General features: G+C 60.8%; 7 protein-coding genes and 4 pseudogenes. 6 read left to right on the top strand and 5 right to left on the bottom strand.

Annotated features, from left to right (window positions below; translation table 11 throughout):
- Window positions 1-2 precede the first annotated feature (2 nt).
- Window positions 3-1,349 (bottom strand): annotated as a pseudogene (locus DEM27_RS00735) (IS701 family transposase).
- Window positions 1,350-1,506: 157 nt separating this feature from the next.
- On the opposite strand from DEM27_RS00735, the pseudogene DEM27_RS35340 reads away from it, so the two are divergent.
- A pseudogene (locus DEM27_RS35340) lies at window positions 1,507-2,242 on the top strand (IS5 family transposase).
- Window positions 2,243-2,413: 171 nt separating this feature from the next.
- Here DEM27_RS35340 and DEM27_RS00725 read toward each other — a convergent pair.
- Window positions 2,414-2,618, bottom strand: a pseudogene (locus DEM27_RS00725) (IS701 family transposase); the annotation flags it as partial.
- Here DEM27_RS00725 and DEM27_RS00720 point away from each other — a divergent pair.
- A pseudogene (locus tag DEM27_RS00720) lies at window positions 2,618-2,937 on the top strand (transposase); the annotation flags it as partial. The pseudogenes DEM27_RS00725 and DEM27_RS00720 overlap by 1 nt on opposite strands.
- Window positions 2,938-3,017: 80 nt before the next feature.
- Here the strand turns inward: DEM27_RS00720 and DEM27_RS00715 are convergent.
- Both DEM27_RS00715 and DEM27_RS00710 read right to left on the bottom strand, forming a co-directional pair.
- Window positions 3,018-4,967: a hybrid sensor histidine kinase/response regulator gene (locus tag DEM27_RS00715; RefSeq protein WP_109456275.1), complete on the bottom strand. Its 1,950-nt coding sequence runs from the start codon at window positions 4,965-4,967 to the stop codon at window positions 3,018-3,020.
- A 492-nt stretch (window positions 4,968-5,459) separates the two neighbouring features.
- Window positions 5,460-6,521, bottom strand: a complete 1,062-nt coding sequence (locus tag DEM27_RS00710) for an NAD-dependent epimerase/dehydratase family protein (RefSeq protein WP_109456274.1) — start codon at window positions 6,519-6,521, stop codon at window positions 5,460-5,462.
- Between the two features lie 185 nt (window positions 6,522-6,706).
- Here DEM27_RS00710 and DEM27_RS00705 point away from each other — a divergent pair, with 185 nt between their 5' ends.
- Window positions 6,707-7,834: an NAD(P)/FAD-dependent oxidoreductase gene (locus DEM27_RS00705; RefSeq protein ID WP_109456273.1), complete on the top strand. Its 1,128-nt coding sequence runs from the start codon at window positions 6,707-6,709 to the stop codon at window positions 7,832-7,834.
- Between the two features lie 171 nt (window positions 7,835-8,005).
- A complete protein-coding gene (locus DEM27_RS00700; protein ID WP_109456272.1) occupies window positions 8,006-9,241 on the top strand; it encodes a glycosyltransferase family 2 protein in 1,236 nt (411 codons plus the stop codon).
- Between the two features lie 59 nt (window positions 9,242-9,300).
- On the opposite strand, the gene DEM27_RS00695 is transcribed toward DEM27_RS00700, so the two are convergent.
- A complete protein-coding gene (locus DEM27_RS00695; RefSeq protein WP_109456271.1) occupies window positions 9,301-9,984 on the bottom strand; it encodes a GntR family transcriptional regulator in 684 nt (227 codons plus the stop codon).
- Between the two features lie 143 nt (window positions 9,985-10,127).
- Here DEM27_RS00695 and DEM27_RS00690 point away from each other — a divergent pair, with 143 nt between their 5' ends.
- Both DEM27_RS00690 and DEM27_RS00685 read left to right on the top strand, forming a co-directional pair.
- Entirely contained in the window at window positions 10,128-11,642 is a 1,515-nt protein-coding gene (locus DEM27_RS00690; protein WP_109456270.1) for an aldehyde dehydrogenase family protein, read from the top strand.
- A 180-nt stretch (window positions 11,643-11,822) separates the two neighbouring features.
- Window positions 11,823-12,773 carry a sugar ABC transporter substrate-binding protein gene (locus tag DEM27_RS00685; RefSeq protein ID WP_109456269.1) on the top strand — a complete coding sequence of 317 codons (951 nt, stop codon included), beginning with the start codon at window positions 11,823-11,825 and terminating at the stop codon, window positions 12,771-12,773.
- The last annotated feature ends 48 nt before the right edge of the window (window positions 12,774-12,821 follow it).

The following is a 12,821-nucleotide window of genomic DNA, read 5'->3' as shown; positions in this document are numbered from 1 at the left end:
TACTATGGCGGAATTGAATTTCCGCTTTTAAAGAGAGAGGTTCGCAGTGCGGACCTCGGATGTGTGCTGTCGGTATGGCAAGGGCGTTGATGACCGCTCGCCGCACAGCTGGTAATGTCGGCTCAGGTGGTCCACGACGAATTCGTCGTTTCTTTTTTTTCCCGCGCTGCAGTCTGCAATCTCTGATGCTGGAGGAAGGCATAAGCGATCATCGTCATCAGAGCGTGTCGGTGCAGTCCTTGCCATGATCGGCCTTCGAAGTGGTCGAGACCAAGCTCCTCTTTCATCTGCTGGTGCGCCTGCTCGCAAACCCATCTCGCCTTGATGGCGGCCGCCAGCGCTTTCAATGTCGCATCGGCCGGCAAGTTGGACAGGTAGTATTTGCGCTCGTCGTTTGATCGCCATTCACCAACCAACCAGGCTTCCTCGCCCGGCATGTGTTGCTGTCCCTTGTCAAGAATGCGTTGCGGCGTGCCGTCGGCGATCCGGACGCGCAATGCTGCAAAGCGTGCCGTCAGGCGGCCCCTTGTGCCACGCCGCCAACTGACCTTCTTCCAGCTTGCGTGCGCCAGGATCGTTTCCGCGGCAACCGACAGAATGTCGGGAATCGGATGCTTGCGTGGCCGACCATGACCGGAGATGGGAAAGATCAATGCGACATCATGGGGATAGACCTTCTGATGCTTGGGGATACCGACCGCCCAGGTGAGGCCACGTCCACTCAGCCCCTGGCGGAAGGCCGCTGACAGGCCGTAGCCTGCGTCAGCCAGCACTGTACCAAACCGGACACCGGTCACGATCAACCGATCGATCTCGGCCAGAGCAATCTCCGGCTTCGTGCGAGATGTCTGCATGGCATCGGGAACCCCGGCCTTGGCCATCCGTTCCGTGTCGCGGGTCCAGCTCTCGGGCAAAAACAAACGCAAGCCAACCGGAACAGGAACCTCGTCTCGGGCAAGTGTCACCGAAACCAGCGTCTGGCAGTTTGCCCTCTTGCCCAGCATCGAAGCGTATTGCGGCGCGACACCGACCGAGTGGTCGCCCTTCTTCGGCAGACCGGTGTCATCGATCACCAGAAACGCATCGGATGCACCACCGATCCTGTCCGCCTGTCGCGCGAGTTCCGTCTCAAGAGGCGCTGCATCCCAAAGGCCATCGGAAATGAAATGGTGGAGGCGGTCGTACTGGCCTGGAGCGAACCGTTCCGCCATCGGCTCGATGCTCTTGCGGTCACCAGGACCGATGAGCCCGGATAGGTAAAGCGGACACATCTGCCGCCGTTTCTTGTGGCCCAGCTTGTTCAGAAATGGCTGCAAAAATGCAGAAAGCTCCGTATCCAAATCGACCATATCGCGCTCCCAATGAAGAGAGCGCAAATCATCTCAAACCAATCTTGCCTCAATCTGCCAAAGTAGTGATAGGGCCAATCCCATTCAGGATTCCCTTTGAGGGTCTTAGCTGAATCAATGCGTTTCGGATTTACTGATTCGGAGCGGACTGATGGGTGTGAAGCGCTATGAACTGAGCGAGGCGCAGTGGGCGCGGATAGCATCTGTGCTACCGGGCAAGGTCGGCGATCCGGGCCGCAGTGGCGCCGATAACCGTCTGTTCGTGAACGGCGTTCTGTGGGTTCTTCGTTCGGGCGCATTCTGGCAGCACCTGCCGGAGCGCTATGGCAAGTGGAAGAGCGTCCATGCCCGCTTCACGCGCTGGGCCAAGAGCGGCGTGTGGGAGAAGGTGTTCGCCGAGCTGATCAAGGACCGCGACAACAAATACCTGATGCTCGACACCACTCTTGTGCGCGTCCACCAGCAGGCTGCGGCTGGAAAAGGGGGGCCAAAACTCAGGCGTTGGGGCGTTCCCGAGGCGGACTGACGACCAAGATCAACATGATCTGCGACACACTCGGCCGTCCGCTGCGCTTCATGCTAACTGCCGGTCAGCGGCACGACAACCTGACGGCGAAAGCCCTGCTCGAAGGCTTCCAGGCCGAGGCCGTGCTGGCCGACAGGGCCTATGACAACAACGACTTGCGCCAGATCATCGCCGACATGAACGCCGAAGCGGTGATCCCCTCAACCCGATCCCGCATGACGCTGCGATCTACAGGGCGCGCAACCGCATCGAGCGTTGCTTCAACAGGCTCAAACACTTCAGACGCTTCGCAACCCGATACGATCGTCGCACCGAATACTTCCTCGCATTCGTCCACATCGCAGCTATCGCTCTATGGCTCCGCTGAATGTGGATTCGTCCTAACATTACAGTTGCGATTTTGATTTGATGTGAGCTTGTGTGGCTACGGCTTGATGTGCCCGACGCCAAAGCGACCATGCGATAATATGTGCAGGTTCGATATGTCGTCGCGCAAGACGTGTTGCAATCCGGCGGATTTCCTGGATCGACCAGCGGATCACAGCCGGAGCCCTTTCGGTATTCGTTTCATCGCGCTTTTTGGGGGCGTCGCGACATTGGCGCGATGGCGGATCGCCGCCGTCATGGCGAATGCAAGCATGACGAGCGGGATATGGCGATGCCAGCCGCCGGGAGCGGGTCTCGTTGTGGTCAAGGCCGAGCTCGTTCTTGGCGGTCTCGAAGCTGTCTTCAATCGCCCAACGACATCTTCCTTGCTTATGTCGAACAGGTGCTGGTGCCAACCTATCGGTAACGTGGTCATCATGGATAACCTGCCGGCACACAAAACAGCAAGTGTTCGCGGTGCCATCGAAGGTGTAGGCGCCAAGCCCATGTTCCTCCCGCTATAGCCCAGACTTCAACCCCATCGAGAACGCATTCTCGAAGTTGAAAGCCATGCTGCGAGGATGCGCGGAGCGGAAGATCGATGCACTGTGGGACGCAGTCGGCGCCTTGATACCAAGCTTCTCGCCAGCCGAGCGCGCCAACCACTTCAGGGCTGGCGGATATGGCCCAGATTGAGCAGGATCTGCTCTAGCTCTTTGTTTCTGCATGTCGTTTTCGCAAAACCGCTGCGCGCTTTTACGCGACATGCTTCAGGATCAGCGCAGGATCTTGGCGATCTCGCGGGAAAGCTGGTCCTGGGTGTAGGGCTTGCTCAGCCGCGGCAGGCTGAGTCCCGAGCCGGGCGGCAGGTCCGCGTAACCGGTCGCCAGCAGGAACGGCAGGTCGGGCCGCAAGCCACGCGCGGCTTCGAACAGCTGCGCGCCATTGAGGCCCGGCATCGAATAATCGGTGATGACGAGCTCGATATCCCTGTCCTTGCCGATCAGTTCGAGCGCCTGCACCCCGGAATTGGCTTCCATCACCTGGTGTCCCAGATCCTCCAGCATGTCGACCGTGCTCATGGCGATCAGCAGGTCGTCGTCGACGACCAGGATCTTGGCCGGCTTGGCGGCGCTTCCCGTCTCCTCCGGCAAAACCTTCGGCGCCTGTCGCACCGCCCGGGTGCCGGCCGGCAGCCACAATTCGGCCGTCGTCCCCTTGCCGGCGACGCTGGAGAGCACGAAGGCACCCTTGAGCTGCAGGGCAAGGCCGTGGATCATCGACAGGCCGAGGCCGGTGCCCTTGCCGATGTCCTTGGTGGAAAAGAACGGTTCGATCGCCCGGTGCAGGGTTTCCTCATCCATGCCCTTGCCGTTGTCGGTGACGCTGAGGCAAAGGTAGGCACCGGCCGGCAGGTCCTCATGCGGCCGGGCATCCGGCTCCTCGCGCAATCCGATACGGATCGTTCCGCCCTCCGGCATCGCATCGCGGGAATTGACGACGAGATTGAGCAGCGCCAGTTCGACCTGGTTGCTGTCGGCCAATGCCGGCGGCAGGTCCTTCGGCAGCCGGACGCTGATTTCGACGTCGCCGCCGACCGAGCGGTTCAGCAGTTCCCGCATGTTTTCGACCAGCGCCGCCAGGTCGACGGCCTCGACCTTGAGCTCCTGACGGCGGGCGAAGGCCAGCAGGCGCTGCGTCAGCGACGCGCCACGCCGGGCGCCCTGCAATGCGGCCTCGATGAGCCGCAGGGCCTTGGGATCGTCGGCGAGATGCTTGCGCAGCAGGTCGAGATTGCCCATCACCGCCATCAGCAGGTTGTTGAAATCATGCGCGACGCCGCCGGTCAGCTGGCCGATCGCCTCGAGTTTCTGCGATTGCCGCAACTGTTCCTCGGCACGCTCGCGCTGTGCCACCTCGGCCACCATGGTGACCTGCACTTCCCAGAGTTCGGCCGTGCTTTCGGTGACGCGTTCCTCGAGGATTTCCTTCTGCCGGAGTTGCCATTCCTGCTCCAGGCGGCGTTCCGTGATATCCGAGGCAACGCCGACCAGGCGCGACGGCGTGCCGCTGCGGCTCCTGACGACACGTCCGCGGACCTCGGCCCAATGCGGGCTGCCGTCCGGCCAGACCGTGCGGTATTCGATCAGGTAGTCTTCGCAGGTCTCCAGTGTGTGCAGCACATTTTCCCGCACGCGGGCGCGATCGTCCGGATGCACGCTGCGCAACAGATCGTCATAGGTCAGTGTGTCCGCCGGGCCGCGTCCGAAGACGGATTTGAAGCCATCGGAGGCGGTCAGGTTCCATGTCTGCGGATCGAGTTCCCAGGTGCCGAGCCGTCCGGCCAGCAGCGCCGTCTTCAGAGTCAGTTCGTTTTCCCGCATCTCCTCCATGCGGGCCCGCGCCTCATATTGCCGCCGGCGGTTCTTCTGGGCGGAACGGGCGGCACTGACGAAGGTGGTGGCATGGAAGGGTCTTTCGAGGAAAAACACATGCCCGAGAACCTCCGTCAGCCGCGCCGCGGCCAGGTCGCGCTCCGGCCCCTCTCCCTTGGCGGTCAGGACGATGAACGGCAGGTCGGACCAGCCCGGCTGCGACAGGACCCAATTGTGGATCGGGGTCAAATCGTTCGGGCACAAGGCCTCGTCGGCCATCACGGCAAACAGCACAGCGTCGCCGAGCGCATCGAGGAACTCGGGAAAACGCGAAGCGACGCGTGCGCTCATGCCATGCGTTTGCAGCAGGGAGACGATCGTGGCGTCGCCACGCTCGAGAGGATCGAAAACCAGGACATTGTTGTGGAAATCAGGAATCGGACCGGCTCCTTGATTTTGGGAACCATACGCCGCCGCTCGCAGACCATGACGTGATCCGCGCAGACGAGGAAACACGCGATAAAACAATCCGCGCATCCCAGGCCTTCATGAACCAGCCGAAACCGGCCGTCGGCTTTGCCTGTGCTACTACCATCTGTCTCCCATCGGCACGCGCAGGCCGAAGCGGCAGATGCCGTTCGGCTGCCTTGTCAGGCACGACTTGATAAGCAGAGATAAACTGTTTCTTTCCGTTCGAACAGATGCAGGCGCCAAAACGGCGGTGGTAGCGAATAGCAGGCCGGTGCGGCAGCAAGAAAACGCGGCCGCTATCCTTGCAGACAACCACGAAAAAAGATTGGTTCTCAAAAGAAAGACCCCGCGCGAGGCGGGGCCGGGGGGAGATCAGGCGACGGCCTTGCGGCCCTTCCAGCGAAGGCTGTCATCCAGCCTTTCGGCTTCCAGATGCTTCTCCAGGGTCTTCAGCCGCATCAGATGCGAATTGCGGAAGTTTCCGTCGGAGAAACCGGCGCGCTGCAGGCATTCCCGAAGCCGGACGATCGATTCATCGAGAGAAAGCTGCGGCAGGTGATCAGGTGCCAGCGATTCATAGAGGCTGAAATCAACCTTGTAAGACCGCTTGTCCGGCGGGGCGTCGATATTGATGTGTACTTTGGTACCCGGAACGTGGTGGGCCACCGCCTCGGCAAGATCCTTGACCTGATAATTGGCATCGTTGCGACCGGTATTGACGGCAAGGAACTGGCCGCCAACCGACTTGTCGCGAGAGATGGCCCAGGAAATTGCCCGTGACATGTCTTCGACATCGATCAGCGGGCGCCAGGGCGAACCGTCGCTGAGCACGGTAATTTCACCGGTCGACACCGCGCAGGCGACGAAGTCGTTGAGCACGAGATCGAGGCGCAGACGGTCGGATTGACCGCAAGCCGTGGCAAAACGCAGGCAGGTGGTGGTCATGGCGCCGAGTTCGGCCTGGCGCAGCGATTCTTCAGTACCGATCTTCGAGCGTGCATAGGCCGTCAGCGGATTTGTCGGATCGACTTCCCGGCGTGCGCCGCCTTCGGCAAAGCCATACATGCTGCAGCTGGAGGCGAACACGAAGTTGCGGACGCCGGCATCCGCAGCAAGCTGCGCCAGCCGTACGCTGGCGAGCTGATTGATCTCGCGCGTCACCTCTTCGAACTTGTTGCCCATCGGATCGTTCGAAATGGCGGCCAGATGCACCACCGCATCGACGCCCTTGAGGATTTCGGCCGGCAATTCGCGAATATCGCCATAATGCTGACGGTCGATCAGCGTTTCCGGCATGACGTCCGTGCCGGTCAGCAGATGGCCGAAGAAGGCCGAATCATAACCGATGATCTCGATATCGGGATGGGCCTGGCGCAGAAACCGTGACAGTACCGGGCCGATATACCCCATATTCCCTGTGATTAGAACGCGCACAGAACCATGCCTCCGTTTCAACATTCGTTCGAATTTGCGCTGAAAGCCAGCTTTTGCCGTTTTTTAGGGCACAGAGCTTGCCTGAAACTTCCCTGAAAAACATACCGCGCGTTGCCGGGTTGGACTGTGGAGCGCGCATGCTGCTATAAGGCCGCAACACGTTCGTCACATTTCAAGGCAAGCCCATGACGGAATTTCGAACCGACGCCATCGTGATCGGCGCCGGCGTCGTCGGTCTGGCGATTGCCCGGCAGCTTTGCCTGCTCGGGCAAGAAACACTGGTGATCGAGAAGGAAAAGACCTTCGGCACCGCCACATCCTCCCGCAATTCCGGCGTCATCCATTCCGGCATCTATTATCCGAAGGGATCGCTCAAGCATCTGTTTTGCCTGGCGGGCAAGGAATTGCTCTACAGCTATTGCGAAAGCCGCGGGATTGCGGCGAACCGTTGCGGAAAGCTCGTCGTCGCCACATCGCCCGAGCAGCTTCCAAAACTTTCGGCGCTTTTCGCAACGGCCCAGGCCAACGAGGTCACCGGATTGCGCTGGCTGCAGGAGGCCGAGGTGGCCGAGATGGAACCGGAACTCTATTCCCAAAAAGCCTTCTATTCCCCAGACAGCGGCATCGTCGACACGGGCAATTACATGCTGTCGCTGGAAGGAGATATCTTCAACGCCGGCGGCATGATTGCCTACAATACCGCCGTCAGCGCCATCCTTGCCGCAGACGACGGCCTGCATGTGATCGCGACCGGAGAGGAGGAGATCGAAGTTGCCGCCCCCCTCGTCATCAATGCGGCCGGCCACGGCGCGATCGGCATCGCGGCGCGGACCGAAGGACTGGCTGCACATTTCGTCCCCCGCCAGTCTTTTGCCAAAGGCAACTATTTCAGCCTGTCCGGACGTCAGCCGTTCAAGCACCTGATCTATCCGATCCCGGAAGCGGCTGGCCTCGGCATCCATGCGACGATAGATTTCCAGGGAAGATGCCGGTTCGGGCCGGATGTCGAATGGGTAGACAATGACGACGATTTTATCGTCGATCCTGCCCGTGCAGACGGGTTCTATGGCGCCATCCGCAGCTATTGGCCGGGCCTGCCCGATCACGCACTGCAGCCGGATTATTCTGGCATCCGCCCCAAGATCCACACGGAAAGCGAAACGATGCCGGATTTCCGTATCAGCGGACCGGAGGATCACGGGATCGCTGGACTGATCAACCTCTTCGGTATTGAAAGCCCGGGGCTGACGAGTTCGCTGGCCGTTGCCGACCATATCGCCGCTCTTTCCGGCCTTTCCGGCCGCAGCCTTTAGTGGCCGCAGCTCTTTCCGCCAGATTTCCTGGGCCAACAGTTTCACGACAGTTTCAGCCGCTAACGATGGGTAAAGTCGCTTTGCTGCCCCAGTCATACCTGTGCCCGTGAAGCGGCGGCCCTGTGCGGTGCGACCGGACATGACGGCTCTTTCCAGATACGGAGATAAGTGATGGCACCGTTGCTATCGATTTGCGTCCCCTCAAGAAATCGCCAGAAGTATTTCAAGAAGACGATCGAATGGATGTTGAAGTCGACGCTCGACAACGTCCAGTTCGTCTTTGCCGACAATTCCGACGATCCGAGCATCATGGCCGAATACATGGCCAATATCGTCGGCAACGATCCCCGCGTCGTCTTCCTGCCGCCCCTCGATACAACGCTGTCCATGGTCGACAACTGGGAACGCACTGTCGCGGCTACGACGGGAGATTGGATCGTCGTGGTCGGAGATGACGATTACGTCGATCCCAATGTCGCGACACTGATCGAATCGGTAACCAAAGTGGAGCCGGGCCTGGAAGCGTTCGCCTGGAGCATCATAGGCTATTGCTGGCCACATGCGGAACGCGAAAAGCAATCCGTTCTGGTGTCGCTCGAAGACTACATCTACAAGGTGTCGCACACCGATGTCTTCCGGCGCATGTTCGGTTGGCACGAGGCAACCCATACGCCGACCTCGGGCTTCTCGATCTATCATACGGCCATATCCCGGACTTTGCTGGAAAAGATCAAGCGCACCTATGGCGGCCGATACTTCGAACATCCCGTCGTCGATTATGACAACGCATTCAAGGTTATCTGCTCCGGTCGCAACTTTGCGGTATCCGGCCGGCCCTTTTCGGTCATGGGCAGCTGCCCGGAAAGCAACTCCTTCAGCATCGGCAAGATAGAGCTTTTCAAGAAGACCACGAAGACGTTCATCCAGGAAGCCGGCCGTGACTTCGAGGACGACCCGGATGTCCGAGACTTCCCGTTCAAGAGCCTTCTCGGGGTGCCGGCAACGATCATGCAGGCCCAGAACTGGTTCAAGCAGAAATACAATCTGAAATATGAGGGCTGGGAAAAGGATTTCGTCAAGGCCTGCGCCAACGAGGTCTTTGTCTATACCGATCGCGAGGCCTATGAGCTTGCTTGCGAAGGCTACCGCACTGCCCTGCGTGCATGGAAGGGCGGAAAGTATCTCAAGGACTTCACCCCGAAGTTCAGAGGCGACAGTCACGGAATCCATGCTACCGGCTTTACGGAGAGCAGCGTCTATGTCGACAGCGACGTAGCCCCTACACCTGGTGAGCTTTTCGCCATCGTCGAAGACATGATAATCGCCGCCAAGGACATAAAGGTCGATCCGACGGGTCTCAAGCTGCCCGGACAGGTCAACAATCCGAAACTGCGCGCGGCCAGCTAAGCCGCGCTCATGAAAAAGAGCACGCAGCATCGACAAGCTGCGTGTCCCACTCCTCCACCCTATTCGAACAATTCCGGATTGTCGGCCTCGATCTGCGGCAGGTCGGCGAGGATGCCGTTGAGGTGGCCGCGCATGGCACCGGCCGCCGCATCGGCGTCCCGCGTATCGATCGCCGCGATGATCGCCTCGTGTTCGGCGATCAGCCGCAGCATCGAATCCGGGTGGCGAAGCTGCAGGTTGCAGACCCGGTCCATATGGGCCTTGATGTCGGATATGGCGTTCCAGGCAAGGCCGCAGCCGGCCCCTTCCGCAATCGCAATGTGAAACTGCTCGTCCTCGCGGCGGAAGGCGTTGTGATCGTGCGCTTCCATCGCCGCCTTCTGCCGGGCAAGGATCGTATCGATCCGCCGCCGCGTCCAGCTGTCGAAACTTTCGCTGGCGCGCCGCGCCACCGCGACCTCGACGGCTTCGCGGACGAAACGGGCTTCCATCATCTGCCGCGCCGAGATGCGCACCACCACCGTGCCGCGGTTCGGCCGGATATCCACCAGCTTCGATTTTCCGAGCGCAATAAGTGCTTCGCGCACCGGCTGCCGCGACACGCCCATGCGCGTGGCGATGTCCTGTTCGGAAAGGCGCGTGCCGGGGGAGAGTTCCAGCCGAATGATCGCTTCGCGCAGGTCGCGCTCGACCTGTGTCGCCGCCGTTTCGCCGGTCTCCGCCCTCAGGGATTCAATGTTCATGTCTTTTGCCGCCGCCCCTAGATTGACATCCGATTTAAACCACCATACAGTACCATACAATTCAAACGCAACATAAATCCGGTGCCCCAAAGACCGGAAGAACAGGGAGAGGCCGGGACCCCGCATCCGGTCTGAAAACGCTATTGCTGTCCAATTTCATCGCACCCGATTCCAGTGATCCGAGACTTAGCATTAAATCCCGCTACCAGATGCTTGTCGATGGCAAGTCCGTCGATGCATCATCCGCGAAAACGATCGACCGGGTCAGCCCCGGCCATGCCGGCGCCGTGGTCGGCACATGGCCGGAAGCGTCTGCCGACGACGTGCGGCTTGCCATCGCTGCCGCTCGCCGCGCCTTCGATACCGGCCCCTGGCCGCGGATGTCGGGCGCCGAGCGGTCGCGGCTGATGTTCAAGGTCGCAGAACTCATTCTCGCCCGCCAGGAAGAACTCGCCGTGATCGAAAGCCTGGAAGTCGGCAAGCCGATTGCGCAGGCGCGCGGCGAAATCGGTTTCTGCGCCGACCTCTGGTCCTATGCCGCCGGCCAGGCCCGCGCGCTCGAAGGCCAGACCCACAACAATATCGGCGACGATCGTCTGGGCCTGGTTCTGCGTGAGCCGGTCGGCGTCGTCGGCATCATCACGCCGTGGAACTTTCCGTTCATCATCGCCTCGGAGCGCGTGCCGTGGGCGATCGGCGGCGGCTGCACCGTCGTGCTCAAGCCGTCGGAATTCACCTCAGGCACCTCGATCCGCATGGCGGAACTGGCGCGCGAGGCCGGCATCCCCGATGGCGTGTTCAACGTCGTCACCGGCTACGGCGATCCGGCCGGACAGGTGCTTGCCGAAGATCCGGGCACGGACATGGTGGCCTTCACCGGCTCGGTGCGTGTCGGCACGAAACTCGGTGAAATTGCCGCGCGCAGCGTCAAGCGTGTCGGCCTGGAACTGGGTGGCAAGGGACCGCAGATCGTTTTTGCCGATGCGGATCTCGAAGCGGCGGCGGACGGCATCGCCTACGGCGTCTATCATAATGCCGGCCAGTGCTGCATTTCCGGCAGCCGGCTGCTGGTGCAGGAAGGCGTTCGCGATGCACTGATGGAGCGCCTGCTCGACATCTCCCGCAAGGTGACCTTCGGCGACCCGCTGAACGAGCGCACCAAGATCGGCGCGATGATCTCGGAAGCGCATGCGCAGAAGGTGCATTCTTATGTCGAGGCGGGCGTCGCCGCAGGGGCAAAGCTGCTGCTGGGTGGGGAAAGGGTCGGCCAGGATGCCGGTCTCTACTATGCGCCGACCGTGTTTGCCGGTGTGACGCCGGACATGTCGATCGCCCGGGAGGAGATTTTCGGGCCGGTGCTTTCCACCTTGACCTTCAAGACTGCGGATGAGGCCGTGGCGCTTGCCAATGCCAGCGAATTCGGGCTTTCGGCCTCGGTCTGGTCGACCAATCTCGAAAATGCCCTGCAGAGCATCCGCCGCATCCGGGCGGGCCGCTGCTGGATCAACAGCGTCATCGACGGGACGCCGGAAATGCCGATCGGCGGCTACAAGAAGAGCGGCCTCGGCCGAGAACTCGGCCGCTACGGTTTCGACGAATATTCGCAATTCAAGGGCGTGCACGTCACGCTCGGGCGCCCGGCGCCCTGGTTCGGATAACCGGAACGGCTTTCCGTTCGACATTGCGAAAAACAAGGAGATTGGGCCTTTTCGCGTTTCGCAGAAGCGCGGCAAGGCCTGGGAGGAAAATCTCGGCTGGCGTGATCTTTGGTCGGAGCCCGCCAGCCGAGACTTGGGTCTTTCGACCCCGCATTGCACATCCAAAGGGAGGATACGCAAATGAAATTGACCAGGTTGAGAACCGCAGCACTGGCTGCGGGCCTTGCCACCATGATGACGTCCACGGCACTGGCCGCCGACGTCAAGGCCACGATGATCATCTACCTCGATCCGAGTGTCCAGTTCTTTAATCCGGTGGTCAAAGGCGCGCAAGATGCCGCCGCCGCCTTCGGCGTCGATCTCGACGTGCAATATGCCAACAACGATCCCGTTCGCCAGAACGACCTGATCGAAAGCGCGACGGCCAGCGGCGTCGACGGCATCGCCGTGGCGATTTCGTCGTCGGATGCCTTTGACGAAAGCATCTGCGCTGCCGTCAAGGCCGGCATCGTCGTCATCGGCTTCAACAATGACGACCTCGAAGGCGCCAAGGGCAATTGCCGCCAGGCCTATGTCGGCATGAACGAATTCGCTTCCGGCTACGAACTCGGCAACCGGATGATCAAGGAATTCGGCCTCAAGTCTGGCGACGTGGTGTTCAATCCGCGCGAAATTCCGGAAGCGAGCTTCGCGGTCGCCCGTGGCGGCGGCATCGAGAAGGCGATGACCGAGAGTGGCATCAAGGTCGAGACGGTGCGCGCCGGCCTCGATCCGGCCGAGGCCCAGAACATCATCGCCCAGTTCCTGATCGCCAATCCGAACGTCAAGGCGCTGTTCGGCACGGGATCGGTCACCTCCACCGTCGGTGCGGGTGCCATCAAGGATGCCGGCGTCAATATCCCGTTCGGCGGCTTCGACCTCGCGGTCGAAATCGTCAATGCGGTCGAGAGCGGCGCGATGTTCGCCACCATGGATCAGCAGCCCTACCTGCAGGGTTACCACCCGATCGCCCAGATCGCGCTTGCCAAGAAATATGGCCTGACCCCCACGGATATCGACACGGGACAGGGCGCTTTCCTCGACAAGTCGCGCATCAGCTCGGTCAAGCCGCTGATCGGCAGCTATCGCTAAAAAGCTTGTCTTTGCCGAAAGGCAAAAGCTTCAGGCCTTTGTTCAGTG

The sequence above is a fragment of the Rhizobium album genome, assembly GCF_003122325.1.
GTDB lineage: Bacteria > Pseudomonadota > Alphaproteobacteria > Rhizobiales > Rhizobiaceae > Metarhizobium > Metarhizobium album.
This window is presented reverse-complemented; position numbering and strand designations above follow the sequence as displayed.